Origin of the sequence: Halalkaliarchaeum sp. AArc-GB (genome assembly GCF_031432225.1) — an archaeon.
Lineage (GTDB): Archaea > Halobacteriota > Halobacteria > Halobacteriales > Haloferacaceae > Halalkaliarchaeum.
Genome location: NZ_JAVKGM010000006.1, coordinates 39,376 through 64,653 on the forward strand (window position 1 = coordinate 39,376; position 25,278 = coordinate 64,653).

A 25,278-nucleotide genomic window follows, 5' to 3' on the forward strand; every position below is an offset into this window, starting at 1 on the left:
GCGGGGAGGCGGCGCGCGAACATGTATCTCAGGAAACGTTTATTCCTGTGGTGTGTGATTCATTCTACATGATCCCCGCGTTCACACTCCGGAGTCGTCAGGCACTAGTCATCCTGCTCGTTTTCGCGCTGCTACTCCCTGCCGGGGTCGGCACGGTCGCCGGGCAGTCATTTCAGGGAGCAGCCGGCACCGTGGTTGTCGAGGAGGGGACTACCTACGAGCAGGTCGACGGGGTCGCCGGCGCCATCGTCGTCCGGGGGACGGTTACCGGCGACGTCACCGGTGCGGCCGGGACGATCCACGTCACCGAGACCGGTGTCGTCGAGGGGAACCTCGAGGCCGCAGCCGGAACCGTCAGGATCGACGGCACGGTCGAGGGGAACGTCGACGTCGGCGCGGGCACGGTCGAGGTCGGAGAGACGGCTCGTATCGGCGGGAGCCTCCAGACGGGTGCGGGGTACGTCTCGATCGACGGGACGGTCGACGGCGACGTGCGCGCCGGCGCCGAGACGATCGCTGTCGGCCCGAACGCGGTCGTCGGCGGGGAGTTCCGGTACGACGCCGCGAACTTCGAGCGCCATCCCGACGCCACGATCGAGGGCGACGTGATCCGCGATCGGGGACTGAGCGGCGACTTCGGACCCGGCTTCGGCGTCGGCTTCGAGGGGATCCAGATCCCCACGTGGGCGAGCGTAATCTACGGGTTCCTCGCGAACCTCCTTTTGGGCGCGCTGCTTCTGTTCGCGTTCCCGCGGTTCTCGACGGGCGTCGCCGACCGCGTCGCGAGGGAACCGCTGAAGTCCGGCGGCGTCGGCCTGCTGACGCTTGTGGCCGTTCCGATCGCGCTCGTGATCCTCCTGTTGACGATCGTGGGGATCCCGCTTGCGATCGTGGGTGCGATCGCGTTCACGTTCGCCATCTGGATCGGCGTCGTCTACGGCCAGTACGCCGTCGGGGCCTGGCTCCTCGGGAATGCGGGGGTGGACAACCGGTGGCTCGCGCTCCTGGTGGGCCTTTTCGGGTTCGCCCTGCTGGGGGCGGTGCCGTACCTCGGCGGCCTGCTTTCGTTCGCGGCGTTCCTGCTGGGCTTCGGTGCCTTCGCGCTGGGACTCCGTGGCTCCTACCGGTCGCGCCGAGACGAAGGGGAGCCGGGCGGCCGGCAGGCGACTCTCGAGGAAGCCACGGGGGGTTCCTAACTCCCGGGATCGCTCCCGTCGCTTTTTGACAGTTCCCGCCGACGCTCCGCGTGATGACCGAGTACTCCCTCCCGGAGCCCGGTTCCGACGGGCTCTCGGAACTCGAACGGACGATCGGCGCACGGAAGAGCAGGCGGTCGTTCGCGGACGAGCCGGTGGGCATCGAGACGGTCGCCACCTTGCTGTGGTCCGTCCAGGGGTTGACACACGAGCGCGACGCCGTGGCGATGCGGGCGTCGCCGAGCGCCGGCGCGACGTTCCCGATGGTGGCGTTCCTCTCGGTCGCGCCCGGCGGTTGTGACGACCTCGAGGCGGGGTTGTACCGGTACGTGCCCGACGAACACCGGCTGGATCCCGCGATCGAGGAGTCGATCCACGAGGACCTCACGGCGGCGGCACTGGACCAGGCAGTGGTTCGCGGCGCACCCGCCACGATCGCGCTCGCGGCCGACTACGATCGAACGACCCGACAGTACCCCGATCACGGCGACCGGTACGTTCACATGGAGGCGGGTCACGCCGCCCAGAACGCCCTGCTCGTCTGCGAGTCGCGAGGGCTGAACGCCTGTCCGGTCGGGGCGTTCGACGACGCGGAGCTGACGGAGACGCTCGCGCTGCCGGACGAGCTGGATCCGCTGTATCTTGTCCCGTTCGGCGAACCGGCGGACGACGAGTAGCGGTCAGATCGGGAATGGCGGCAGGGGAGAACACGGCGATGGGGAGCGGGTGGACGCGGTGACGTTTTAAGGGCCTACCGGGTCCACCGAGGTGATATTTATAGTGGGCGCTCACTTCTCGAGGCCGACGCGGGTCATCTCACCCCACGACGTATCGCCCCGCAGGAACTGGAGCAGCCCTTTCCACGCCACCACCGCCTTCCACTGGCGAAAGAGCACGTTTTCGACGACCCCGTAGAACATGATCCCCGCGATGTCCCGCGGACGGACGTATCGACGGAACCCGTACACTTCGCTGAACGCGCTGAGCCAGGACAACAGGGTCCCGAGGCCGACGGCAATGGCGACGAACAGGAGGAAGAACGGCACGTTGAGTAGGCCGAGTACGAACGCGATCGGAACGAGAAGATACCCCGCTCCCTCGATCAGGGGACCGAGCGCTTCGACGAGAACGAAGAAGGGCAGCGCAACGAGCCCGATAGCACCGTACTTGCGTCGGCCGATCATCCCGCGGTGTAAAATCAGGGATTCGAGCAGGCCCCGATACCACCGGCTCCGCTGTCGTCCCAGCACCCGCACGGATTCCGGCACCTCGGTCCACACGACGGCGTCCGGGACGAACTCCACGCGGTACCCCTCGCCCAGCTCCCCGAAGTGACTGTGCAACCGGACGATTAGCTCCATGTCTTCGGTGATGGTATCGGTCGAGTATCCGCCTATCTCCCGGACCGCGTTCGTCCGGAAGAGCCCGAAGGCGCCCGAGATGATGAGCAGACTCTTCATCACGCTCAACCCGATCCGTCCGGCGAGGAACGCGCGGATGTACTCCATCGTCTGGAGGTTGACTAACGCGGAGTTCGAGAGCCGGATCCGCTCGACGACTCCGTCGCGGATCGTACAGCCATTGGCGACCCTGACCGTGCCGCCGGTGGCGATCATCCGCTCGGGGTCACGCAGGAACGGACGGACGATTTCGATGAGTCCGCTTTGCTCGATCACCGTATCGGCATCGATGGCGCAAAACAGCGGCTGGTCGGTGAAGAACACGCCGGCGTTGAGCGCGTCCGCCTTCCCGCCGTTCTCCTTGTCGATGAGGACCAGGTCGGCGTCCGACGCGCGGTACACGCCGCGTACCGGTTCGCAGGGGATGTCTAGCGGATAGTCGGCGTCGACGCGCTCGAGATCGAACGCCTCCTGCAGCCGGTCCACCGTGTCGTCCGAGGAGCCGTCGTTGACGGCGACGACCTCGAAGTCGGGATACTCCACGCTCAGTAGCGATCTGACGCTCGACGCGATGACGGGGCCTTCGTTGTACGCCGGGAGGACGATCGCGATTCCGGGGATCATCGGACTCTCGTGGATGTCGTACGCCGGATCGACGCTTCGATCGCGGCGGTTCCGCCGGATGCCGAAAAGCGCCGCCGTCTGGATCAGCAGATAGCTGCCGTTGATCAGCAGGAAGTAGCCGACGAAGAACCACGCTGTCGCCGCGACGATCGCGTCTACGACCACGCTGATCCCCTCCTCGAGGTCAGGCCCATGCGGCGGAAACACCCCAGACACGCCGGCGTCGACCCACGGCCTCGTCGGCGCGAACCCAATCGACGAACGGTTCCAGTTCGGGAGAGGGCTCCGGGAGCTCCGTCCGCGAATGCGACCTGAACGCCCTGACGAGCGCGAGCCGATCCGCGCCCGCTGCCGTCGTGAGCGCCCGGTGGAGCCACTCCCCGGACCGGTCAGTGTTCCAGGACGCGAGCAGCAGATAGGTGTCGTGGCGAACGGCGGCGTCGGGGTCGGCCAGTAACGCGCCGATATCGATCTCGGCGTGAATCTCCTCGCGCCACCCGTGACGCTCGAGGACGCCGATCGCGGCCGCACGGACGCGCGGCGACTCGTGTTCCAGCAGTCGAGGGAGCCAGCCGAGTTCGTCCCTGGGGTTCGCGATGGTACAGTGTCGAAGCGCGATCAACACCTGGACGAGCAACCGCGGGGTCCACTCGTCGACCCCCCTGTTCATCGCCGAGAGGAGCGGCGTCTCGGAGCCGTCGTTCAGCCGGTAGAGCGTGTCGAGACCGAACGCGGTCAGCGACTCGCCGTCGACGATCAGCTCGGTTCCGATGCGGGGTGCGTCGGGATGTCCGGCCTCGTGGAGGACCCGGGCAGCGCCGGCGCGGAGCTGGGAGCTCCCCGAACAGCACGACTCGAGTCGATCCGGATCTACCTCCTCGTTCAGTAACGCGAGCCAGGTGAGCGCACGGAACCGCTTCCGGCCGCGCTCGATGTTCCGGCGGGCCCGATCCTGGACGCCGAGTTCCGCTGCCAGGTCACAGAGCCGTCCGTGTTCGGTCCCGCGGAGCTTCCGCAGATACTCCTCGAGGAGGATCAGGAGCTGACGGCGTTCCGTCCTCGAAAGGGTGTCGACCCATGCCGCCCAGTCCGGGTCCGCCGAGAACAGGTGTTCGAACAGATCCGACCGGAGATCGTCCCGTACGGTATCGTTTCGACGGCGGGTGTAGTACACCCACGCCGCGGTCACCAGCGTCACGACCCCCACGCCGAGCGCGAGGAGCGAGATCCCGATGGCCGTCCACGTCAGGAACGCGTCGGGGATCATTATCGAAGCCGGCTGTTGACCCGCGCGACGAGTTCGTTCGGGCTGAACGGTTTGGTCATGTAATCGGTCGCGCCGCGCTCGAACCCCTCGACGACGTGTTCTTCCCGTCCACGGGACGTCAACATGATCACCGGAACCGACGACAGGTCGTCGTCCTCGCGGATCCGTTCGAGCACCTGCAGGCCAGTCAGACCGGGCATCATGACGTCCAGGACGATCAGGTTCGGCGATCCGTTCGATTCGAGGTGTTCCCAGCACTCGCGGCCGTTCTCGAACGCGGTCACGCTTCGATCGGGACCGTCGAGTTTGAACTCGACGATCTCGCGGATGGTCTCGTCGTCGTCGGCGATAACGATGTCGTGTGTCATGTTCTCCCCCCGTTGTCGTCCCCATCCGCGTCCACCCGACGGATCAAAGTTCCGCCTCCGTCGCCCGGTCGGTCCGGATCTCGAAGCGGGTACCCCCGTCAATGTCCGGTATCGCGAGTTCCCAGCCGTGGGCGTCGACGATGTCGGTCACGCTACGCAGCCCGATCCCGGTTCCCGTCGACGAGTAAGTCTTTCCCAGCGTAAGGACGTCCTCTCGAGCTCCCTCGGGGAGTCCCGGTCCGTCGTCGGCGACGTAGAATCCGGACGGAAGCCGACCGACCTCCACGGTGACGTCCGGCCCGGCGTGCTGGACGCTATTGCGGAACAGATTACCGAACAGTTGGAGGAGTCGCGTCTCGTCCGCGTAGATCACCCCGAGGTCCTCGGAAACGGAGAGGGTCGCGTCCGGCGCGTCGACGTACGACCACGCCTCGGTGACGATACCGATCAGGGACAACTCGCGCGGATCGGCCTCCTGGCGCGCTCCCCGTGCGATGTCGAGCAGCTCGTCGATCATCTCCTGCATCCGGTCGTGGGAGCTTTTGACCCGGTCGAAGTGACGCTCATCGTGGGTCTCTCTGGCGATCTCGAGGAAGCCGACGGCGCCAGCGAGCGGGTTGCGCAAGTCGTGAGCCACGACGCGTGCGAACTCCTCGAGCCGCTCGTTTTGCCGCTGGAGCGCTTCGCCGCGCTCTTCGATCGCTTCCTGCTGTTCGACGCTGGCGAGTGCGTCCCTGACGAGGGACCCGAGCAGGTTGAGGCTCTCGACGTCGATGTTCTCGAACCGGCGGGGGTCGGTCGATGCGCTCACGATCACTCCCTGCCTCCCGAGCGGGATGTGGATCTCCGAGGCGATCGGCGTCCCGGGATTGTACGTGTCGGATTCGGTGGAGAGATCCTCGAACGTTCGCGTTTCGCCCGAATCGAAGCTCTTCCAGGCGAGGGCCTCACCGCGCTCGAAGGAGGGCGTTTCGCCGACGAGCCGTTTGGCCGTCCGGGTTTCGGCCAGCGGCCGCAAGACGTCGGCCGCTTCGTCGTACCGCCAGCACGCGGTTATTGGCAGGTCGAACAGGTCCGCTATCGCGTCGACCCCGATCCGTGCGACCGCCTCCTTCGAGTCGGCCAGCATCAGCTCTCGGCTCTTCTCGTGTAACTCGCGGAGCACCCTTTCGGTGTGCTGGCGTTCGAGGTTGTGTCCGGCCCACAGGCCGAGCAGCCTGACGAACTCCCGTTCGCCCGCAGAGAACGATCGATCGCGAGCGTCCGCGGCCGCGAAACAGAACGTTCCGTAGAGCTCCCCGTTGACCGGTATCTTCGTCCCGACGTAGCAACTGACCTCGGTTTCGGCGTACGTCGGATCGTCGGATCCGAGCTCGGTCTCTGCGTCCCGTATCGCGACCGGGTCGTCGTTTTCGACGGTGAACTGACAGTAGGATGACTGTAACGACCGTGATGAGCCTTCGAGGTCGTCGAAGCCGACGACGCGTTCGAACCGCTGTGTGTCCCCGTCGACGGAGCTCATGAACCCGATCGGGAGGTCCAGGAACTCACAGCCCACGTCGAGTGCCCGCTGGATCTTCTCGTCTACGGTGAGTTCACTGTCGACGTCGATCTCGTAGAGCCGATAGAGTGCCCACTGCTGCCGTTCGATCGACTCGAGCGCCCGGGCCCGCTGTGTCACGTCACGCACCGTTCCGACGATCCGTTCGACGGTCTCACCGCCGGGTTTCGCGCGCAACCGGAGCTCCAGCACTCCTCGCTGTGTGTCACCGATCGTCATCCGCCGGTCGGTATCGTCGCCGTCGGTGACGCTCTGGAACAGTTCGAGAAATCGGTCGTACTCCGCTCGGTCGATCAGTCCTTCCTCGGTCAGCCGGGCGAAGGTGGTGCCGACCAGAGTTTCACGATCCAGTCCGAGGTACGTCTCGGCCGCGTCGTTGACGACGGTGATCGCGCCGTCCCGGTCGAGCACGAACACGCCGTCGGCCATCGCCTCGATGATCGATTCGTAGCGATCCGAACGGTCCGGTTCGGCGCCTCCCGACGGACCGTCGCGAGTCATCCGTCCGAACCTCCGTGCATGCGTACTGGTTCACATGGCGTGCTTTGGATACAAGATAGCGACGATATACGAAGAACTCCGTCGGCGTCGATCACTTTTCACGTGTCTCTCGCCCTCGCATACGTCTCTCGTGGGCAACGAGTGGACTCCTCTCCTCGATCTCATTTATAAAGAGGGCGGAAGGGTGAGCGACGGCCTATATAAGGGATTGATCTTCGTGGCATCCAGCACATCCGCCGGGTTTGCGAGACCGCTTTTTTAACGGTGGACGAGAGAATCGAGGGGACGCGACGCGGAGCCCTCGAAAACAAGAGCGGCGCAGCCGCGAGCGCGCTCGCAGAGCGCCCGAGGCCCCGTTAAAAAAGGTGGGTTTACAGATTAGATTGCGTGCTCCCGCCGTCGATCGGGATCGCGGCGCCGTTTATATACGCCGACCGCGGGGAGCAGAGGAACGCCACCGTGTTGCCGAGTTCGATCGGGTCGCCGACGCGTTTTAAGGGCACGTCGCTGCCCCAGTCTTCGAGTCCCTCTTCGTATGAGTCGTACTCGCCGCGCTCGACGGCCTGTTCGACGAGTTCGCGGATCCGATCTGTCTCGTGAGCGCCGGGAAGCACCGCGTTGCACCGGACCTCCGGGGCGAACTCTCGCGAGAGCGTCTTCTCCAGCCCGATGACCCCCATCCGCACCGAATTCGACAGCACGAGCGAGTCGATCGCCTCCTTGACCGACCGGGAGGTGATCGTCACGACCGTCCCGCCGCCGTCGGCACGGAGGTCGTCGGCTGCCGCCCGGACAAGTCGGACGACGCTCATCACCAGCAGCTCGTATGCGTCCTCCCACTCCCGGTCGGTCGTCTCCAGGAACGGTCCCGACGGGGGACCGCCGGCGGAGGTGACGAGGTGATCCAGCCGGCCAAACTCCCGGACGGTTTCCTCGACCAGTCGCTGGACGTCTGCAGCGTCCGTCAGGTCGCCCTGCATCGGCACCACGCGGGCGTTGCCGGTCGCCTCCTCCCGGAGCCGTTCGGCCGCCTCGCGCAGCCGGGGCTCGTTCCGGCCGTTGATGACGACGTGACAGCCCTCCCGGACGAGCGCCGTCGCGCTGGCGTACCCCAGGCCGGCCGACGATGCGGTCGTGAGCGCCACGTTGCCGTCGATGTCGAACTCCATACCGGTACGCCTATCGGCTGGACAATGAAACCGTGGGTCATGCGACGCGCACGACTGCTCACGCCGGACGGTCCCGTCGAGGGGCGCTACGAGGACGGGTACGTCGAGACCGAGACCGGGACCTACGAGGTGGGACGGGACGGACGTCTGCTTCCGCCCTGTGACCCGTCGGCGCTGTACTGCGTCGGGCGGAACTTCGCGGAAACGCTCGAACAGATGGAGTACGACCGGCCCGAGGAGCCCGAATTCTTCATCAAACCCCCGACGTCGCTGCTCGCCCACGAACAGCCGATCCCGTATCCCGAATTCACCGACGAGCTAACGTACGCGGGGGAACTCGTCGCCGTCATCGACGACCGGTGTCGCGATCTCGACGCCGACGAGGTGCCGGAAATCGTCAGGGGGTACACGATTATGAACGATGTCGACGCCCTGGATCAGCAGGGGCGAACCGCCCGGAAGGCGTTCGACGGCTCGGCCCCCCTCGGACCGTGGCTCGAGACCGACCTCGATCCCCGGAACCTCGACATGCACACCGAGATCGACGGCGAAACGCGGCAGGAATCCAACACCGAACTGATGCTGTTCGATCCCTACGAGATCGTCGCGTACCTCTCCCGGCGGTTCACGTTCCGTCCGGGGGACGCCGTCGCGTTCGGCAGCCCGGCGAACCCGGGGCTAATCGAGCCCGGAAACCGGATCGAGATCACCTACGAGGGGGTCGGAACGCTCGCGAACGAGGTCGTCGACGCTTCCTCGAAGCAAAAGAGCTAATTCCCAGGATGTTGTGGCTTCGGAAAGTGATGTCCGCGCCGGGTGAGAACCGATGGAACTGATCGACGACGAGGGGAGGCTGTTCGGTACGGTCAACGTGATCGACGCGCTGGTCGTGCTCGTCGTGCTCGCGGTGGTCGTCGCCGGCGCCGCGCTGGTTTTCTCGGACGACCCCGAACCCGAGCCGGACCTCGAGACGACCCACGCCACGCTGGATCTCGGGACGCAGCCGGACTACATCGTCTCCGAGATCAACGAGGGCGACGCCTACAGTCCGGGCGGCGACGACCGGATCACGATCACGGACGTCCACCTGACGCCACAGGGGAACGAACAGCGCGTCGTCCTCCGGGTCGAACTGCGCGGCGAACGGGCCGGCGGCTCGCTCCAGTACGACGGCGCACCCCCGCGGCTGGGACGAACCCTCGATGTCGCCACCGACCGCTACCAGGTCGACGGACAGGTCCGGGCAGTCGGCGACGACGACGCGCTCGACCGCGAAGCGGCGACGGTCGTGCTCCGTGACACGCTCGACGCCGCCGACGCCCGGGAGATCGCGCCGGGCGACGAGATCCGTCTGGCCGACCGGACGGTCGCCACCGTCGAGGACGTCGCCGTCTACGCGGAGGGGAGCCCGACGCGGCGCGTGGTCGTCCTCGAGGCCACCCTCGACGCCCACCGTCAGGAGGGCGAACGCCGGTTCGGCGGGACGCCCGTCCGGCGCGGGCAGACAGTCGAACTACCGGCCGGCGACTACGACCTGTCGGGAACGATCGAGCGCGTCGGCGACGGGCTCGACCGCGGCGAGGCCGAGGTCCTGCTTTCGGACGTCGTCGACGTCGAGACGGCAGAGCGGATCGACGAGGGCGACGTGATCGAGGTCGGCGGCCACCGGACCGCCACCGTCGAGTCGGTGACCGCCTATGGGACGGCCAACCCGGACCGCAACCGCGTGTTCGTGGGAGTGTCGCTGGCCACGCTGGACCACCGGGAGCGGCCACAGTTCGGAGACACGTACGTCCAGCAGGGGTCGTCGATCTCCCTGTCGAGTGACGCCTACGACCTGTCGGGAACGATCGAACGAGTCGGCACCACCGAGGAGCGCGGCGCGCCGACCACGCGGACGGTCACGCTTCGGATGGAGGAGGTCCACGAGGACATGGCCGACGCGATCCGATCGGGGATGACCGAACGACGGAGCGGCGAGACGATCGCCCGCGTGACCGACGTCGACGTCGATCCGTCGGTGATCCTCATCCAGGGCGACGAGGGCAACCTGGGCGTGTACGATCACCCGACCGACCGGGACGTGACGATCACCGCCGAACTCGAGGTCCGCGAGACCACCTCCGGCGTCCGATTCAAAGGGGAGACGATCCGGCAGGGGTCGACGGTGACGCTGGATCTCGGCACCGTCACCGTCGATGCGACGGTGGTCTCCGTCGGCGGATAGGCCCGTTCACCCGATTGTCGCCGGCTTCGGGAGAGAACACAAAACACTTCGGTCCACGGATCGATCCGACGGACAGATGACAGACGACTTTCCGGCGTACGTCGACGTCGACTACACGGACGGCGAGGGCGAGACCCCCGCGGACTACCCCTCGATCCAGCACAAGATCGAGAAGGCCATCGAGGTCACCCGTCAGGGGCTCGAGGAGTACTGCAACCCCGCGGTGATGTGGACCGGCGGGAAGGACTCGACGCTCACGCTGTATTTCATCAACGAAGTGGCCGACGAGTTCGGCTACGAGAAGCCCACTGCCGTCTTCATCGATCACTTCCAGCACTTCGACGAGATCACTGACTTCGTCGAACACTGGGCCGACGAGTGGGAGATCGACCTCGTGTACGCCCGCAACGACGACGTCGGCGCCTACGTCGACGAACACGGTCTCGAGCCGGGCGACGACATCCCGGTCGACGCCCTCTCGGAGCACAACCGACATCACGTCCGGAACATCCTCGAGTACGAGGAGGAGACGTTCCCGTTCCTTCTGGACACCTACGTCGGCAACCACCTCCTGAAGACGGTGGCGCTCAACGACGCCCTGGAGGACCACGACATCGACGGCGTGATCTCGGGCGTCCGGTGGGACGAACAGGAGGCTCGCGCCGACGAGACGTTCTTCTCGCCGCGACACGACCCGGACATCTACCCGCCCCACGATCGGATCCAGCCGATCCTGCAGTTCACCGAGCGCGACGTCTGGGAGGCGTTCTGGCACTTCGTCGTTCCGGACACCGTCGAGGCGTTCCCCGACGACGGCTACGTCCCCGAGTCGGCCGAGGACCTCCCGGAGGGCGTCACCATGGAGGACGTTCCGATCTCGCCGAAATACTTCGCCGGCTTCCGGTCGCTGGGCAGTGAAGTCTCCACGGAGAAGACCACTCAGGAACCCGCGTGGCTCCAGGATCTGGAGAACACTGTCGAACGTGCCGGCCGCGCCCAGGACAAAGAGGACCTCATGAAGCGGCTCCGCGATCTCGGCTACATGTAGCGTTTTCGGGTTCCACGACGTTCGGGGCAACCTCGACAGTTTTGAATACTCCCCGGCAAAAGTTGCGCGCATGCAGACGTTGCTTCTGGACAGCGATGCGGTCGCAGCGAACGCGCCGATGGACCGCGTCGTTCCGGCGCTGGAGTCGGCGTTCGCCGCCTACGAGCGCGGCGACGCCCAGATGCCGGCGAAGTCGTACATCGAACTGCCCGAGTACAACGGCGACTTCCGATCGATGCCGGCGTACATGGACGCCGGCGACTGGGACGCCGCCGGCGTGAAGTGGGTGAACGTCCACCCCGACAACGAGGCGAAGTACGACCTGCCGACGGTGATGGGGACGATGATCTACTCCGACCCGGAGAACGCCTTCCCGCTTGCGATCATGGACGGCACCGAACTCACGACCCGGCGGACGGGCGCGGCGGCGGCGGTCGCGACCGATCATCTCGCCGTCGAGGACGCCACCTCACTGGGGATCGTCGGCGCCGGCGTGCAGGCGTACACGCAGCTTGAGGCGATTGCTGAGGTCCGCCCGATCGAGACGGTCGTCATTTCCGACGTGGACGAAGCGCGGGTCGCCGCGTTCGTCGAGGCGTTCGAGGATCGCTTCGAGGTCTGCGGCGGCTCGACTGCGGAGGCGGCCGAGTGTGACGTGCTCTCGACAGTGACGCCTGTCCGGGAGCCGATCATCTCCTCGGAGAACCTGGGCGAACACACCCACGTCAACGCGATGGGCGCCGACGCCGCCGGCAAACAGGAACTGGAGTCGGAGATCCTTCAGGAGGCAAAACTCGTCATCGACGACTACGACCAGTGCACACACTCCGGGGAGATCAACGTTCCCTGGAGCGAGGGGCTGCTCGAGGACGGAGACATCTACGGCGAGATCGGCGAGATCGTCGTCGGCAACAAACCAGGACGCACACCGGAGGACGGCGTCACCGTCTTCGATTCGACGGGGCTTGCGATCCAGGACGTCGCGACCGCTCACGTCGTCTACGAACACGCCGACGAGAACGACAACGGGACGCCCTTCGACCTGCTCGGTCTGGCGTAGCGAAGCAGCCTACAGATGCGCGGATAGCGGAGCGCCCTAGAGGTACGCGGGATCCCACTCCGTCGGGCTGTGTTTGTTTCCACAGTCGTTGCACACGAACTGTCCCATGGTGTCGATCGCGATCTCGAGGGTGCGACAGTTGCCACACATCCAGCCGTACTTCTCGTCGTCCTGATAGGCGGCGAAAAACGGCGCGTCGGTCCCGGTGGTCAACTCCTCCCAGTCGATTTCGACGTCGACCTCGGCCTCGACGGGTGCGGTTCCGACGATCGTCGTCCCGTCGCGCAACGAGAACGCGGAACACACCTCTCCGACGCGGATCGAGGTCTCCTTGTTCCACTCCACACAGAACGGAGTCCGATCCCAGTCGTCCCCGAAGTAGACGTGTTCACAGACGCCACAGTGAGGCGCCTCGGCTGTCGTCTGATCACCGTCGGTCGGTTGGTGCTTGCTGCTCATACACACACTCGGACGTATAGTGAGGTTAACTAACAACCAACAAATATTGGTTTATTATCTATTCCCGGCTGATCTCGGTTCCTCGGCAGTGGGGTGGATTCGAAGCGAACGCCGCTACAGGGTCGGCCCGACCGAATCCGATTCGCTCGTCGTCGGCGGATCGCGGTCGCTGTACCCCTTCCGTCCGACGGCATCGCCTTTCAGCCCGCCGAGGACCGCGAGTTTGGCATCGTCACAGCAGTCAAACACCTCGTCGTCGACCCGCTCGAACACCGACGAAAGGCGGTCTTTGCCGTCCACGAGGGTCAGTTTCGGATCGTCGAGTTCCTCCACCACGCGCTCGGTCGTCGTCGGGTACGACATCGTCTCGAGCCGGGCGAGTAGCTCGTTTATTTCCATAGTCGATTGTTACCTTTTGACGAGGATATACGCCCACGATTCATATCGTGGGACATTATATTAGGTCGTCCTTCGACGCCACGTTGTATAAAAATCAGTACGTTTCGATGGAAACTTGTTCAAACGTCCACTACTTCGGGAGTTCGGTTTAAGTTACCATTATATGTAGGAGCCAACGACATTCCCCGGGGATCGAAACTAGGTGTCATGGAACAGATTCGCATACACGGGCGCGGTGGGCAGGGGTCGGTAACCCTGGCCCACCTGATCGCCGAGGCCGCATTCGAGCAGGGAGACTGGGCGCAGGCGTTCCCCGCGTTCGGCGTCGAACGGAGGGGCGCTCCCGTCGAGGCATTCGCACGGATCGACGCGGAGAAAATCACCGATCGGAGCCAGGTGAACGAACCCACCTACGTGCTCGTTCAGGATCCGACGCTCGTCGACATCGTGGACGTCGCCGAGGGACTGATAGAGGACGGGACCGTCGTCGTCAACTCGACGGCGGAGCCGGCGGAACTGTCGATCCCCACCGACGAACGGATCGTGACCGTCGACGCCACCGGCATCGCCAGGGAGCATCTCGGACGACCGATCATGAACACGTCGCTTCTGGGAGCGTTCGCCGGCGCGACGGGTGTTCTCGAGATCGACAGCATCGAATCGGTGACAGTCTCGACGTTCGGCGGCGACATCGGACGGAAGAACGCTGCTGCCGCCGACGCCGCGTTCCGGGAGGTGGCCGCCGTATGACCGACGCCGGTCGATCCGAATCGGCGGGGGTCGAACGCCCCCCGGACTCCGGAGGGGACGCCGCAGAGCCCGCCGCCGAAACGGCGACAGCCGAGGATCAGGTCGCGGACCCCTACGAGGACCTGACGGTCCCGATGGGTGCGATCGCGGACCCGAAGACGAGCCTCGTCAACGAGACCGGCTCCTGGCGGGAGAGCCGTCCAGTTATCCACCACGAACCGTGCGTCGGCTGTGGGCTCTGTGTGACGTTCTGCCCCGATGGAGCCGTCCACCGCGTCGACGACTTCCAGGGATCGGGTCGGTCCATCCCCGGCGATCGGCGTCCCGTCCCGCGGGCGGCGAAACACGACGGTCACCAGCAGGTCGCCGTCGATTACCGGTACTGCAAGGGCTGTGGGATCTGTGAAACCGAGTGTCCGATCGACGCCATCGACATGATCCCGGAGGTGAAGTGAGATGGGCGACCGGACGATGCTGAAGGGTGATCAGGCAGTCGCGGCCGGCGTCAGGTCCGCCCAGCCGGACGTCGTCTCCGCGTACCCGATCACGCCACAGACCGGGATCGTCGAGACGCTCTCGAAGATGCACGCCGACGGCCAACTCGACGGGGAGTTTCTGAAGGTCGACTCGGAGTTCAACGCCGCCTCGTCGTGTATCGGCGCCAGCGCCGCCGGCGCACGCGTTTTCAGCGCGACCTGTTCGCAGGGGCTCAAACTCATGTCGGAGCCGCTGTTTACGGCGGCGGGTATGCGGTTGCCCGTCGTGATGGCCGTCGCGAACCGGAGCCTCTCGGCGCCGATTTCGATCTGGAACGACCACACCGACGCCTTCGCCGAGCGCGACGGGGGGATGATCCAGTTTTTCGCCAAGGACGTCCAGGAGGCCGTCGACACCGTGTTCGTGGCCTACCGGGTGGCGGAGGACCCGACGATCTCGCTTCCCGCGCTCGTGAACCTCGACGGATTCATCCTGACGCACGTCAAGGAACCGGTCGACGTTCCCGACGAGGCGGCGGTTTCCGCGTACCTTCCCGACCGGGAGCCGTTCGCGACGCTCGACCCGTCGGATCCCACGACCATGGGCGGGGTGGGGCGACCCGAACACTGGACGGAAGCGAGGTACGCCATCCAGGAGGCGATGCTCCGGTCCCGGGAAGTCATCGCCGACGCGACCGAAGCGTTCGGCGACCAGTTCGGCCGCGAGTACGGGCTCGAATACGACGGGATGCTCGAGACGGTCGGCCCCGCCGACGCCGACCTCGCGCTCGTGTGTCTGGGATCGCTTTCGGGGACGGTCGAACACGTCATCGCCGATCACCCTGCGGACGTCAAACTGGTTCGACCGCGCGTTATTCGGCCGTTCCCGGCCGAACAGCTCCGGGAGGCGCTCGCCGGCGTCGAGGCGGTAAGCGTCATGCAAAAGGAGAACTCCCCCGGCTATCAGGGGAGCCTCGCGAGCGAGCTCAAGTCGGCGCTCTACGGGTCCGACACGCAGCCGGCCGTCCGGAGTTACGTCCTCGGGCTCGCCGGCCGCGACGTCTCCCACGACGACGTCGAGGCCGTCATCGAGGAGACGGCCGACGCGGCCGACGAGGGGCATCCGCGCCGGTTCCTCGCGGAGGAACGGTGGCCGCAACTGAAGGGAGACCTCCTCGAGATGGAGGTGACCCAGGCATGAGTTCGCCGCCGGAACCTGACGCCCTGCTCTCGTACGACGAGACCCTGTTCACCCCCGGCCACCGGGCGTGTGCCGGGTGTGCGCCGGCGCTGGCGATGCGGCACCTGACGGAGGCGACCGGGGAGAACACCATTATTTCGATGGCGACCGGCTGTATGGAGGTCATCTCCAGCCCGTTCCCCGAGAGTTCCTGGGGAGTCAGCTGGATCCACGACGTGTTCGCGAACGCGCCGGGAGTCGCCTCCGGTATCGAGGCGGCGTATCGCGCGTTCGATCGGACGGCCACTGATGAGTTCACCGATCACGACGACGTGAACTTCGTCGTCGTCGCCGGCGACGGGGCCACCTTCGATATCGGCATCCGCAGTCTCAGCGGCATGATGGACCGCGGCCACGATATCCTGTACGTCTGTTACGACAACGAGGCGTACATGAACACCGGGATCCAGCGATCGAGCGCGACGCCGCTTGGAGCGAGCACCAGCACGTCGCCCCCCGGAACAGAGAGCCTCGGCGACGACACCTCCAAAAAGGACATGCCCGCGATCGCCGCCGCACACGGCTGCTCGTACGTCGCCTCGGCGTCGATCGGCTACCCGCAGGACTTCAAACAGAAGATCGAGCGGGCGCTCGAACACGACGGCCCGAAATACGTCCAGGTGCAGGCGCCCTGCATGCTCGGGTGGGAGTTCGATCCGGCGGAGGCGATCACCGTCGCCCAGCTCGCGGTCGAAACCGGCCTGCAACCGCTGTTCGAGGTCGTCGACGGCGAACTGGTGGACGTGATGCGGATCCGCGACCGCAAACCGGTCCGGGAGTACCTCGAATGTCAGGGCCGGTTCGACCACCTCTTCGAGTCGGGGGAGGGAGAGGAGGTGATCGAACAGCTCCAGGAATTCGTCGACGACCGGGCCGACGAACTCGGCCTGGATGCGTGACCCCAGTCGTCCTCCCGGAGCACGACGGCGAATCCGCGACCGAGTATAAATACACCTGAAGGATATCGGGCGATCATTAATGAGTGAGAATTGGAGCAAAGGTTTTCACGAGGAAAACCAAAAATATAAAGGGATGGCTTCGGGTATCCGCGCGGAACTGAAGATTCCGGCAGCGGTAGCCTGTCCGATGGCCCGGGTGTCAGCCGCCGAGGACGTGACTGCCTACTCGATGTCGAAAAGCGTCGATCCCCACGCCCCGAAACACGTCACCGAGGAGTTCAGTGTCCGCTCTTCGGACCCGTTGTCGACGGAGTTCGAGGATCTCGAGCTCGAAAAGACGTTTACCGATGGATCGAGTGCGATCTATCGGTTCGAACGCGTCAGCGACCGGAACTGTCCCTGCGAGTGCATCGAGCAACACGGGTCACCGGTGGTCGACGTCAGGGGCGAACGGGGAACGCTGTACGTCGTCTTCCACGCCGCCGACCGGGACGCCCTCACAGAGGTAATCGAGACGGTCGGGGAGTACCATCCGCAAATGGAGGTCAGGCGGCTCGTCCAGTCGCGGGCGACGGAGGAGAACGGATCCAAGTCGCTCGTGTTCTTCGACAAGAGCGTCCTCACCGATCGACAACAGCAGGTGCTGACGACGGCACACGAACTCGGCTACTTCGACCACCCGAAAGGGGCCAACGCGGGCGAGGTCGCCGACGAACTCGACATCGCGACTGCGACGTTCATCGAACACCTCTCTGCAGCACAGCGGAAACTCCTGAATTCGATCCTGGACACGGAGTAGCGTTGTGTCGGACGGGGGCTTTCGTACTGATTGATCGCGGCGTTTCCCCGCGATTACGCCGGAACCGTGCCGGCTAATAAAACCCCATCTATTGATGGGAAGATTCCCTTCGACGTAGGGGGCCGATTTCAAGTGAGTGATTAGTGTGAACGAGTCACAACTGGCAGATAGGTGGCCAGCGAATCGTGCCGGACGGTTCGAAGGTCTCGAACGATACGTCGAGCGCGCCCGACAGCGCCCCCGCGAGCCGATCGACGAGTCGTCGGTTCTGGTACCGGGTGGGGTCGTTCGGATACTGCCGGACCGCTGTAAGGAGTGCGGGTACTGCTGGGAGTACTGCCCACAGGACGTTCTCGAACGTGGTCAGGAAGCCAACCGGAAAGGGTATCGTCCCCCGACGGTGGCCGAGGACAAGGCCGACGACTGTGTGGACTGTGGGATGTGCGCGTGGATCTGCCCGGAGTTTTCGATTTACACCGTCGAGCAAACGGACGGGGAGGCCGAACCGACGCCGGCGGGGGGTGAGAGCTGATGGCCGTCTCCGAGGAGGAATCCGACGAAGGGTCGGCGGACGAACCGGAGATCCTCACCGGCGACCACTTCATGATGGGAGACACCGCCTGTGCGGAAGGGGCGATCGCCGCCGGCTGTCGATTCTTCGCTGGATATCCGATAACGCCCGCCAGCGAGGTCGCCGAACGCATCAGCCAGCGGTTCCCCGGTCTCCCCGGCGCCCAGTACATCCAGATGGAAGACGAGATCGCCAGCATGGCCGCCGTGGTCGGCGGGTCGAACGCCGGGAAAAAGAGCATGACCGCAACGAGCGGTCCGGGGATCAGTCTCATGAACGAGAACCTCGGGCTGGCGGCGATGACGGAATCTCCGTGCGTGATCGTCAACGTCCAGCGCGGTGGACCCTCGACGGGGATGCCGACGCTCCCCGGACAGGGTGATGTCATGCAGGCGCGATACGGGAGCCAGGGCGACTATCCGATGATCGCTTACGCCCCGGGCAGCCCCCAGGAAATGTTCGATCTGACGGTCGAAGCGTTCAACGCCGCCGAACGGTACCGGACGCCGGTGATCGTCCTCGCCGACCAGACCGTCGGGCACATGACCGGGAAAGTGTCGATCCCAGACTCGGTCGAGACGGTCGACCGTCCGCGGCCGGACGACGAGATCGACCCCGAGACGTTCCGCCCGTACGACAACTCCGTCCAGGTGCCGCCGATGGCGGCCGCCGGGGACGGCGGTCGGGTGCACGTCACCGGCCTCACCCACGACGAGCGCGGACATCCGGACATCGACGTGGAGACTCACGAGACGATGCTCGGGCGCATGATGGACAAGGTCGACGACAACCGCGAGGAGATCTGCCGAGTGGAACGATATCGGCTCGACGACGCCGACGTCGCCCTGATCGCGTACGGATCAATGAGCCGTTCGGCCCACGACGCAGTCGACCAACTCCGGGGTGAGGGTGTCGACGCAGGACTCCTGCGGGTCGTCACTCCCTGGCCGTTCCCGATCGACGAGATCGAGGGGCTCTCGACCGTGGTCGACCGGATCGTCGTCGCCGAGATGAACCTCGGTCAGTACGTCACCCCCGTCCGGGCCCACGCGGACTGCCCGGTCGACGCCCACACCCATCCCGGCGGGGCGATCCCGCGGCCGGACGACGTCGCCGACACCGTACGGGAGGTGATTCGATGAGCAAGACCACCCAGTCGCCGGCGGAGATCGTCGAGGACCACCCCGACGACAGGGTGCTTCGGGACCGGCGGATCCCCCACATCTGGTGTCCCGGCTGCGGGCTCGGGACGACGATCAAGGCGTTCGGCGAGGCGATCGAGCGCTCCCCGAAGGGGCTCGACGACCACGCGGTCGTCAGCGGGATCGGCTGTGCCGGCCGCGCCGCAGGCTACGTCAACACCGACTCGTATCACACCACGCACGGCCGGGCGATCCCCTTCGCGACCGGGCTGAAGGTCGCCAACCCCGAGATGGAGGTGTCGGTAGTCTCCGGCGACGGCGACCTGTTCAACATCGGCGGCAACCACTTCCTGCACGCCGCCCGGCGGAACCTCGATCTCACGATCGTCTGTTCGAACAACTTCAACTACGGCATGACCGGCGGACAGTTCGGCGGCACAACCCCGACGGGCAAGGTGACCGCGACGACACCGGAAGGCAACTACGAACGGCCGTTCAACCTCCCGCTTTTGGCGGACAGCCTCGACGTCCCGTTCGTCGCCCGGTGGACGGTCCTCCACCCGCGACGGCTCGCGGACGCGATCGAGGCCGCGATGGAAAAGCCGGGGCTGGGATTCGTGGAGGTGATCACTCCCTGTCCGGAGGGGTTCGGCAAGGCGAACGAATTCCCGGAGGGACTGGACATGATGCACTACTTCGAAGAGAACGCGGTGATCGACCACGACGCCGACCTGGATGAGGTCGGCATCGCACTGGAGGGAGAGGACCTCGTTTTGGGCAACTTCGTCGACGAGGAGAGCACGCCGTATCTCGAGGCCAAAGAGCGGTTGCTCGGCGGGGACGGAGGTGAGTCCGAATGAGCCGCACCGAGTTCCGGTTTTCGGGCTTCGGCGGGCAGGGCGTGATCACCATGGCCCACGTGCTGGGTCACGGCGCCAGCGTCCACGCCGACATGGACGCGACGATGACGGAGGCGTACGGCCCCGAGAAGACCGGCGGCTTCTCCCGGGGTGACGTCGTTGTCAGCGACGAGGAGATCGACTACCCGAACGTGGTGGATCCCGACATCGTGGTCGCCTTCTCCCAGGACGCGTTCGAACGCGACGCCGACACTGTCACGGAGGGCGGGCTCGTGCTCGTCGAACGGAGCCTGGTCGACCCCGAACCGCTGCTGGAACGGCGGCCGGACGCAACTGTGGCGTCGCTCCCGGCGGTCGATCTCGCCGAGGAACTGGGTCACAAGGTCGTCGCCAACGTCCTGACGCTCGGGGCGGTGGTCGAACTCGTCGGCACGCCGCCCGCGGAAGCGGTTGGGGCGGCGATCCGCGAGACCGTTCCCGACGGCACCGAGGACCTCAACGAACGCGCCTTCGAGCGCGGCCAGGCGGTCGTCGCCGACGACGAACTCGACTACCTCGGCGAGAGGCCACGGGAGGTGATTCAATGAGCGTCGACCGGGTCGATCCGCTCGGCACCGGACGAACCGCGACCGAGCGCGTCGACGCCGACGTGCTGGTGGTGGGCGGCGGAATCGCCGGTATCCAGTCGAGCCTCGATCTCGCCGACTCCGGCGCGGAGGTCGTGCTCGTCGAGCGATCGCCGTCGATCGGCGGCAAGATGGCCGCCCTCGACAAGAACTTCCCAACCCTCGACTGTTCGATCTGCATCGAGGGGCCGGTGATGAGCGACGCGATCGAACACGACAACATCGAGGTGCTCACTCTCGCGGAACTGACGGATCTCTCGGGGGCGGCGGGCGATTTCACTGCCGACGTCTACCAGGCTCCCCGGTTCGTCGGCGACGAGTGCACCCGATGTGACGACTGCGTGGAGGCGTGCCCCGAGTACGCGCCCAACGAGTTCGACGAGGGGATGGGCTCTCGGACCGCGATCTTCACGCCGTTCGAGCAGGCAGAGCCCGGCCCGTACGTGGTCGATCTGGACACCTGCATGAACGACCCGCCGAACCGGATGCCCTGCGACCGGTGTCAGCGGGCCTGCGGCCCCGACTGCATCGACTTCGAGATGACGCCAACGGAGTACGAGATCGACGTCTCCTCGGTGATCGTCGCCACCGGATTCGACCTGCTCAACCCCGAGGTGATCGACGAGTACGGCTACGGCGAGCATCCGGACGTGCTCACGAGCATGGAGTACGAGCGCATGCTCGACGCCGCCGGCCCGACCGAGGGACACATCGTGCGTCCGTCCGACGGGGAACACCCCGAGGACGTGCTGTTCGTCTACTGCGTGGGGAGCCGGGACCAGCGTCACTGCGAGTACTGCTCGCGGGTCTGCTGTATGTACTCCAACAAGCAGGCGATTCAGTCGGTCGACCACGGCGTCGACGACGTCACGGCGCTGTACATGGACATGCGGGCGTTCGGCAAGGGGTTCGACGACTTCTACGACCGGGCCCGCGAGGAGGCCGACGTCGACTACGTCCGGGGTCGCCCCGCCGCCGTCGACACCGACGGCGACTCGCCGGTCGTCCGATACGAGGACGCCGACGCCGGCGAGGTCCGCGAGGAAGCGTACGACATGGTCGTGCTCGCGCCGGCGCTCATCCCGAGCGACGGGACGCCCGATCTCGCCGCCAGGCTCGGCGTCGAGGTCGACGACGACGGCTTCTTTGCGACCACCGAGGCCGGCGGCGACATGACCGAAACCACCCGCAACGGTGTGTACGCCGCCGGCGCCGCGACCGGGCCGAAGGACATCCCCGACAGCGTCGCCGAGGCGTCCGGGGCGGCCTCGCGGGCGCTTTCACACGTCGAGGAACGCACCTGGCCGGAGCCGGTCGACGTCGAGCCGATCGACGCCACCGGCGAGGAGCGGGTCGGGGTGTTCGTCTGTCACTGCGGATCGAACATCGCCGGCACGATCGACGTCGAGGAGGTCGCCGACTGGGCCGAGGACCTGCCGAACGTCGAGTACACCGAGGACCTGCTGTTCGCCTGCGCGGGCAACACCCAGGAACACATCACCGAGACGGTGAAGGAACACGAACTCAACCGGGTGGTGGTCGCCTCCTGTTCGCCGAAGACTCACGGCCCTACCTTCGAGCGCGTGATCGCCGAGGCCGGTCTGAACAAGTACCTGCTCGAGATGGCGAACGTCCGGAACCACAACTCCTGGGTCCACGACGACGAACGGAGCGCCACGGAGAAGGCGAAAGACATGGTGAAGATGGCCGTCGACAAGGCGGCGTTCCTCACTCCCCTCGAAGAGATCGAACAGCCGGTCGAGCAGACCGGCGTCGTGATCGGCGGCGGGATCGCCGGGATGTCGGCGGCGGTCTCGATGGCCGAGAGCGGTAACGAGGTCCACCTGATCGAACGCGAAGCGGAGCTCGGTGGCCAGCTCCGGCACCTCGAGGAGCTTCATCCCGGGGGACGGGACGCCGATGAACTGCTCGAACGGCGGAAACGGCAGCTCCAGGAGACGGGCGTCGTCGTCCACACCGACACCGAAGTCGAGGGCGTCAGCGGTCACGTCGGCAACTTCGCGATCAACCTCGACTCCGGGGAGACGGTCGACGCGGGCGCGGTCGTGCTCGCGACCGGCGCCTCGCCGTACGAGCCCGAGGAGTTCGGCTACGACGACAACCCCGAGGTGATCACGAACCGCGAACTCGACGCGCGGCTCGCCGACGGCGGCGTCGACGCCGACCGGGTGACGTTCGTCGGCTGTGTCGGCTCCCGCGACGGCGACCGCGGCTGTTCGCGCTACTGCTGTTCCTCGATCGTCGGGCAGGCGAACCAGCTCGCCGCCGACGGCGCGACGGTCGACGTCGTCAACAAGGACGTCCGGACGTTCACCCGGGGGGGTGAGGAGGCCTACCGGGCGGCCCAAAAGCAGGGCGTCAGGTTCTTCCGGTACGATCAGGACACCCCGGCGGGCGAGGCGCTCTCGTACGACGCCGAGGCGGGCGAACTCTCCTTCCACGAACGGACGCTCGACCGCGAAGTCGTTCTCGAGCCGGACCTGATCGTTCTCGCGACGGGGCTGCGTTCGAACGGCGCCGACGAGGAGGGTGACGTGGCGAGCCAGCTCACCGTCACCCGCGACGAAGAGCAGTTCCTGCTGGAGAGTCACCCGAAGCTCGGTCCGGTCGAAGCCAGCGTCGGCGGCGTGTTCATGGCCGGCACCGCCCAGGGGCCGAAAGGCGTTCGCGACGCCGTCGACGGGGCGCTGGGGACGGCTGCCAAGGCCGACGCACTGCTCTCGAAGGAGGAGATCACCCAGGAGCCGCTCGCAGCGCAGATCGATCCCGAGACCTGCATCGGCTGCACCCGGTGTGCGGAGGTGTGTCCGTACAACGCCGTCGAAGGCGAAGCCCAGAGCGTCCACAGCGTGATCGAGGCGGCCTGCATGGGCTGTGGCACCTGCGCGTCGGCGTGCCCGACCGACTCGATCACGATGCCCGGCTTCACCGACGAGCAGATCAAAGCCCAGATCAGCGCCGCGCTGGAGACCAACCCCGAGGAGAAGGTGCTCACCTTCGCGTGTAACTGGTGTTCCTACGCCGGCGCCGACCAGGCCGGCATCGAGAAGCGCAGCTATCCCGAGAGCATCCGGATCGTCCGAACCATGTGCTCGGGCCGGGTCGACGAGGAGTTCGTCGACCACGCCTTCGAGGAGGGCGCCGGCGCGGTGCTGGTGACCGGCTGTCACATCGGCGACTGCCACTACATCGACGCCAACACCTACACCGAAGAGCGCGTCAACCGCTGGCAGAACAAACTCGACGAGGAGGACGAGGGTCGGCTCCAGCTCGAGTGGATCAGCGCAGCCGAGGGCGAGCGATTCGCCGCCAAGGCGACCGAGATGGACGAAGTCGTCCGGGAGTTCGTCGCCGACCGCGTCCGGGCCGACGGCGGCTGTTGTGGCGACTGTGACGCTGACTCGACGCAGGGGGGTGACCGCCAATGAGCAAAGCCGACGAGGCGGCGCCCCTGTACGTCGACGACGACCGGTGGGACCGGATCGTCGAGGCGACCGACGGCGCCGCGAGCGTCTGCTACCAGTGTGGTACCTGCACCGCGAGCTGTCCGTACGACGCGATCGACGAGAAGCCGATCCGGGTGCGGGAGCTGATGCGCGGAAGCCAGCTCGGCGTCGACGGCGTCGGAGAGGAGCTCTACCGGTGTCTCACGTGCAAGGAGTGTGAGGCCAGCTGTCCACGCGGCGTCGACATCATGGACGCCATCGGCGGGCTCCGGGAGGTCGCCTTCGAGGAGGACGCCGCGCCCGGTCGGCTCGAGGGGGCGCTCTGGAGCGTCTACGAGGAGGACAACCCGTGGGAGCGCCCCGCGAGCGAGCGGGACGCCTGGCTCGAGGAGGTTCCGGACGACCTCGACGTGCCGGTCGGCGGGGAAGCCGAGGTGCTCTACTACGTCGGCTGTACGCCCTCCTACGACCCGTCGCTGCAGTCGGTGCCGGCGGCGATGGTGCAGTTGCTCGAGGCGGCCGGCGTCGATTACACCGTCCTCGGCGACGAGGAGGTCTGCTGTGGCGACGTGGTCAGACAGACGGGCGAGCCTGACTTCTTCCAGCAGCTCTCTGAGATGAACGCGGCGACTTTCGCCGAGACGGGCGCGGAGACGATCGTCACCACGAGCCCGCACTGCGCGGAAACGTTCGAGGACGGCGCAGATCTCGCCGCCGATGTCGTCCACTACACCGAGTATCTGGCGGACCTGGTCGAGGAGGGTCACCTCGAATTCGGCGATCTCGATCGGACGGTGACGTTCCACGATCCCTGTTACCTCGCCCGGGGGATGGCCGCCGTCGAGGCGCCCCGGCGGCTGCTTTCGGCGGCCGGCGTCGAGGTAGACGAACTCGCCGAGTCCGGGACGGACACGCTCTGCTGTGGTGGCGGCGGCGGCAACATGTGGCGCGAGGGCGACGGCGGGAAACGCTTTGCGGACGTCCGCGCGAAACAGGCCGACGACACCGAGGCGGAGGAGTTACTCACGGCCTGCCCCTACTGCGTGCAGACACTCGACGACGGCGTGAAGAAGGTCGGCGCCGAGGCGCCCGTCCGGGAGCTGGCGACGGTGTTGCTCGAGGCGTTCGAGGCCGGCGACGATACGGACGCGAACGATGGAGGTGACTGA

Annotated in this window: 24 protein-coding genes; 17 read left to right on the forward strand and 7 right to left on the reverse strand. The window is 66.1% G+C overall.

Annotated elements, in window-relative coordinates; all coding sequences use genetic code 11:
• The first annotated feature begins 68 nt into the window (after nt 1-68).
• Both RH858_RS07785 and RH858_RS07790 read left to right on the forward strand, forming a co-directional pair.
• A complete protein-coding gene (locus RH858_RS07785) occupies nt 69-1,196 on the forward strand; it encodes a polymer-forming cytoskeletal protein (RefSeq protein ID WP_310561500.1) in 1,128 nt (375 codons plus the stop codon).
• Nucleotides 1,197-1,249: 53 nt separating this feature from the next.
• Nucleotides 1,250-1,873, forward strand: coding sequence for a SagB/ThcOx family dehydrogenase (locus RH858_RS07790; protein WP_310561501.1), 624 nt, complete (start codon nt 1,250-1,252; stop codon nt 1,871-1,873).
• A gap of 111 nt (nt 1,874-1,984) precedes the next feature.
• On the opposite strand, the gene RH858_RS07795 is transcribed toward RH858_RS07790, so the two are convergent.
• From RH858_RS07795 to RH858_RS07815, 5 genes are all read right to left on the reverse strand, one after another.
• The gene (locus RH858_RS07795; RefSeq protein WP_310561502.1) at nt 1,985-3,427 is read right to left on the reverse strand and encodes a glycosyltransferase; all 1,443 of its coding nucleotides are present in this window, start codon (nt 3,425-3,427) and stop codon (nt 1,985-1,987) included.
• Nucleotides 3,405-4,487 carry a hypothetical protein gene (locus tag RH858_RS07800; RefSeq protein WP_310561503.1) on the reverse strand — a complete coding sequence of 361 codons (1,083 nt, stop codon included), beginning with the start codon at nt 4,485-4,487 and terminating at the stop codon, nt 3,405-3,407. The genes RH858_RS07795 and RH858_RS07800 overlap by 23 nt, the downstream gene beginning before the upstream one ends.
• The gene (locus RH858_RS07805) at nt 4,487-4,855 is read right to left on the reverse strand and encodes a response regulator (protein WP_310561504.1); all 369 of its coding nucleotides are present in this window, start codon (nt 4,853-4,855) and stop codon (nt 4,487-4,489) included. Before RH858_RS07805 ends, RH858_RS07800 begins: the two co-directional genes overlap by 1 nt.
• 43 nt (nt 4,856-4,898) lie before the next feature.
• Nucleotides 4,899-6,917 (reverse strand): GAF domain-containing protein, encoded by a 2,019-nt coding sequence (locus tag RH858_RS07810; RefSeq protein WP_310561505.1) that lies wholly within the window; start codon nt 6,915-6,917, stop codon nt 4,899-4,901.
• Nucleotides 6,918-7,288: 371 nt separating this feature from the next.
• The gene (locus RH858_RS07815; protein ID WP_310561506.1) at nt 7,289-8,086 is read right to left on the reverse strand and encodes an SDR family oxidoreductase; all 798 of its coding nucleotides are present in this window, start codon (nt 8,084-8,086) and stop codon (nt 7,289-7,291) included.
• Nucleotides 8,087-8,125: 39 nt separating this feature from the next.
• Between RH858_RS07815 and RH858_RS07820 the strand changes: the two genes are divergently transcribed.
• The 4 genes from RH858_RS07820 to RH858_RS07835 all read left to right on the forward strand — a co-directional run bounded on the left by RH858_RS07820 (nt 8,126) and on the right by RH858_RS07835 (nt 12,421).
• Nucleotides 8,126-8,860, forward strand: a complete 735-nt coding sequence (locus tag RH858_RS07820; RefSeq protein ID WP_310561507.1) for a fumarylacetoacetate hydrolase family protein — start codon at nt 8,126-8,128, stop codon at nt 8,858-8,860.
• Nucleotides 8,861-8,912: 52 nt separating this feature from the next.
• Nucleotides 8,913-10,313: a DUF4330 family protein gene (locus RH858_RS07825; RefSeq protein ID WP_310561508.1), complete on the forward strand. Its 1,401-nt coding sequence runs from the start codon at nt 8,913-8,915 to the stop codon at nt 10,311-10,313.
• 76 nt (nt 10,314-10,389) lie between these two features.
• Entirely contained in the window at nt 10,390-11,361 is a 972-nt protein-coding gene (locus RH858_RS07830) for a phosphoadenosine phosphosulfate reductase family protein (RefSeq protein ID WP_310561509.1), read from the forward strand.
• A 70-nt stretch (nt 11,362-11,431) separates the two neighbouring features.
• Nucleotides 11,432-12,421, forward strand: coding sequence for an ornithine cyclodeaminase family protein (locus RH858_RS07835; protein ID WP_259534654.1), 990 nt, complete (start codon nt 11,432-11,434; stop codon nt 12,419-12,421).
• A gap of 36 nt (nt 12,422-12,457) precedes the next feature.
• Here RH858_RS07835 and RH858_RS07840 read toward each other — a convergent pair whose 3' ends face one another.
• Together RH858_RS07840 and RH858_RS07845 are read right to left on the reverse strand one after the other, a co-directional pair.
• Nucleotides 12,458-12,880, reverse strand: coding sequence for a DUF5816 domain-containing protein (locus tag RH858_RS07840; RefSeq protein WP_259534655.1), 423 nt, complete (start codon nt 12,878-12,880; stop codon nt 12,458-12,460).
• Nucleotides 12,881-12,994: 114 nt separating this feature from the next.
• On the reverse strand, nt 12,995-13,279 hold the full coding sequence (locus RH858_RS07845; RefSeq protein WP_259534656.1) for a DUF2795 domain-containing protein: 285 nt from the start codon (nt 13,277-13,279) through the stop codon (nt 12,995-12,997).
• A gap of 207 nt (nt 13,280-13,486) precedes the next feature.
• Between RH858_RS07845 and RH858_RS07850 the strand changes: the two genes are divergently transcribed.
• The 11 genes from RH858_RS07850 (at nt 13,487) to RH858_RS07900 (ending at nt 25,278) form a co-directional block, all read left to right on the forward strand.
• Nucleotides 13,487-14,029, forward strand: a complete 543-nt coding sequence (locus tag RH858_RS07850; protein ID WP_259534657.1) for a pyruvate ferredoxin oxidoreductase subunit gamma — start codon at nt 13,487-13,489, stop codon at nt 14,027-14,029.
• Nucleotides 14,026-14,484 (forward strand): 4Fe-4S binding protein, encoded by a 459-nt coding sequence (locus RH858_RS07855; RefSeq protein ID WP_259534659.1) that lies wholly within the window; start codon nt 14,026-14,028, stop codon nt 14,482-14,484. Before RH858_RS07850 ends, RH858_RS07855 begins: the two co-directional genes overlap by 4 nt.
• A 1-nt stretch (nt 14,485) precedes the next feature.
• On the forward strand, nt 14,486-15,706 hold the full coding sequence (locus RH858_RS07860; protein ID WP_310561510.1) for a hypothetical protein: 1,221 nt from the start codon (nt 14,486-14,488) through the stop codon (nt 15,704-15,706).
• The gene (locus RH858_RS07865; protein ID WP_310561511.1) at nt 15,703-16,644 is read left to right on the forward strand and encodes a thiamine pyrophosphate-dependent enzyme; all 942 of its coding nucleotides are present in this window, start codon (nt 15,703-15,705) and stop codon (nt 16,642-16,644) included. The genes RH858_RS07860 and RH858_RS07865 overlap by 4 nt, the downstream gene beginning before the upstream one ends.
• Before the next feature lie 133 nt (nt 16,645-16,777).
• Nucleotides 16,778-17,443 (forward strand): helix-turn-helix domain-containing protein, encoded by a 666-nt coding sequence (locus RH858_RS07870; protein ID WP_259534662.1) that lies wholly within the window; start codon nt 16,778-16,780, stop codon nt 17,441-17,443.
• Nucleotides 17,444-17,588: 145 nt separating this feature from the next.
• Nucleotides 17,589-17,975 (forward strand): ferredoxin family protein, encoded by a 387-nt coding sequence (locus tag RH858_RS07875; RefSeq protein ID WP_259534664.1) that lies wholly within the window; start codon nt 17,589-17,591, stop codon nt 17,973-17,975.
• The gene (locus tag RH858_RS07880) at nt 17,975-19,156 is read left to right on the forward strand and encodes a 2-oxoacid:acceptor oxidoreductase subunit alpha (RefSeq protein ID WP_310561512.1); all 1,182 of its coding nucleotides are present in this window, start codon (nt 17,975-17,977) and stop codon (nt 19,154-19,156) included. Before RH858_RS07875 ends, RH858_RS07880 begins: the two co-directional genes overlap by 1 nt.
• Nucleotides 19,153-20,016, forward strand: a complete 864-nt coding sequence (locus RH858_RS07885) for a thiamine pyrophosphate-dependent enzyme (RefSeq protein WP_259534667.1) — start codon at nt 19,153-19,155, stop codon at nt 20,014-20,016. Before RH858_RS07880 ends, RH858_RS07885 begins: the two co-directional genes overlap by 4 nt.
• Nucleotides 20,013-20,603 (forward strand): 2-oxoacid:acceptor oxidoreductase family protein, encoded by a 591-nt coding sequence (locus RH858_RS07890; RefSeq protein ID WP_310561513.1) that lies wholly within the window; start codon nt 20,013-20,015, stop codon nt 20,601-20,603. Before RH858_RS07885 ends, RH858_RS07890 begins: the two co-directional genes overlap by 4 nt.
• Nucleotides 20,600-24,091 carry an RnfABCDGE type electron transport complex subunit B gene (locus tag RH858_RS07895; protein WP_310561514.1) on the forward strand — a complete coding sequence of 1,164 codons (3,492 nt, stop codon included), beginning with the start codon at nt 20,600-20,602 and terminating at the stop codon, nt 24,089-24,091. Before RH858_RS07890 ends, RH858_RS07895 begins: the two co-directional genes overlap by 4 nt.
• Nucleotides 24,088-25,278 (forward strand): (Fe-S)-binding protein, encoded by a 1,191-nt coding sequence (locus RH858_RS07900; protein ID WP_259534670.1) that lies wholly within the window; start codon nt 24,088-24,090, stop codon nt 25,276-25,278. Before RH858_RS07895 ends, RH858_RS07900 begins: the two co-directional genes overlap by 4 nt.

Excerpts from the sequence above, each read along its gene's own strand:
- RH858_RS07835 (WP_259534654.1), top strand. The coding sequence starts at position 11,432 with ATGCAGACGTTGCTTCTGGACAGCGATGCGGTCGCAGCGAACGCGCCG.
- RH858_RS07895 (WP_310561514.1), top strand. The coding sequence starts at position 20,600 with ATGAGCGTCGACCGGGTCGATCCGCTCGGCACCGGACGAACCGCGACC.
- RH858_RS07890 (WP_310561513.1), top strand. The coding sequence starts at position 20,013 with ATGAGCCGCACCGAGTTCCGGTTTTCGGGCTTCGGCGGGCAGGGCGTG.
- RH858_RS07830 (WP_310561509.1), top strand. The coding sequence starts at position 10,390 with ATGACAGACGACTTTCCGGCGTACGTCGACGTCGACTACACGGACGGC.
- RH858_RS07815 (WP_310561506.1), bottom strand. The coding sequence starts at position 8,086 with ATGGAGTTCGACATCGACGGCAACGTGGCGCTCACGACCGCATCGTCG.
- RH858_RS07850 (WP_259534657.1), top strand. The coding sequence starts at position 13,487 with ATGGAACAGATTCGCATACACGGGCGCGGTGGGCAGGGGTCGGTAACC.
- RH858_RS07855 (WP_259534659.1), top strand. The coding sequence starts at position 14,026 with ATGACCGACGCCGGTCGATCCGAATCGGCGGGGGTCGAACGCCCCCCG.
- RH858_RS07785 (WP_310561500.1), top strand. The coding sequence starts at position 69 with ATGATCCCCGCGTTCACACTCCGGAGTCGTCAGGCACTAGTCATCCTG.
- RH858_RS07900 (WP_259534670.1), top strand. The coding sequence starts at position 24,088 with ATGAGCAAAGCCGACGAGGCGGCGCCCCTGTACGTCGACGACGACCGG.
- RH858_RS07825 (WP_310561508.1), top strand. The coding sequence starts at position 8,913 with ATGGAACTGATCGACGACGAGGGGAGGCTGTTCGGTACGGTCAACGTG.
- RH858_RS07845 (WP_259534656.1), bottom strand. The coding sequence starts at position 13,279 with ATGGAAATAAACGAGCTACTCGCCCGGCTCGAGACGATGTCGTACCCG.
- RH858_RS07800 (WP_310561503.1), bottom strand. The coding sequence starts at position 4,487 with ATGATCCCCGACGCGTTCCTGACGTGGACGGCCATCGGGATCTCGCTC.
- RH858_RS07820 (WP_310561507.1), top strand. The coding sequence starts at position 8,126 with ATGCGACGCGCACGACTGCTCACGCCGGACGGTCCCGTCGAGGGGCGC.
- RH858_RS07870 (WP_259534662.1), top strand. The coding sequence starts at position 16,778 with ATGGCTTCGGGTATCCGCGCGGAACTGAAGATTCCGGCAGCGGTAGCC.
- RH858_RS07840 (WP_259534655.1), bottom strand. The coding sequence starts at position 12,880 with ATGAGCAGCAAGCACCAACCGACCGACGGTGATCAGACGACAGCCGAG.
- RH858_RS07865 (WP_310561511.1), top strand. The coding sequence starts at position 15,703 with ATGAGTTCGCCGCCGGAACCTGACGCCCTGCTCTCGTACGACGAGACC.
- RH858_RS07885 (WP_259534667.1), top strand. The coding sequence starts at position 19,153 with ATGAGCAAGACCACCCAGTCGCCGGCGGAGATCGTCGAGGACCACCCC.
- RH858_RS07810 (WP_310561505.1), bottom strand. The coding sequence starts at position 6,917 with ATGACTCGCGACGGTCCGTCGGGAGGCGCCGAACCGGACCGTTCGGAT.
- RH858_RS07880 (WP_310561512.1), top strand. The coding sequence starts at position 17,975 with ATGGCCGTCTCCGAGGAGGAATCCGACGAAGGGTCGGCGGACGAACCG.
- RH858_RS07860 (WP_310561510.1), top strand. The coding sequence starts at position 14,486 with ATGGGCGACCGGACGATGCTGAAGGGTGATCAGGCAGTCGCGGCCGGC.
- RH858_RS07805 (WP_310561504.1), bottom strand. The coding sequence starts at position 4,855 with ATGACACACGACATCGTTATCGCCGACGACGACGAGACCATCCGCGAG.
- RH858_RS07790 (WP_310561501.1), top strand. The coding sequence starts at position 1,250 with ATGACCGAGTACTCCCTCCCGGAGCCCGGTTCCGACGGGCTCTCGGAA.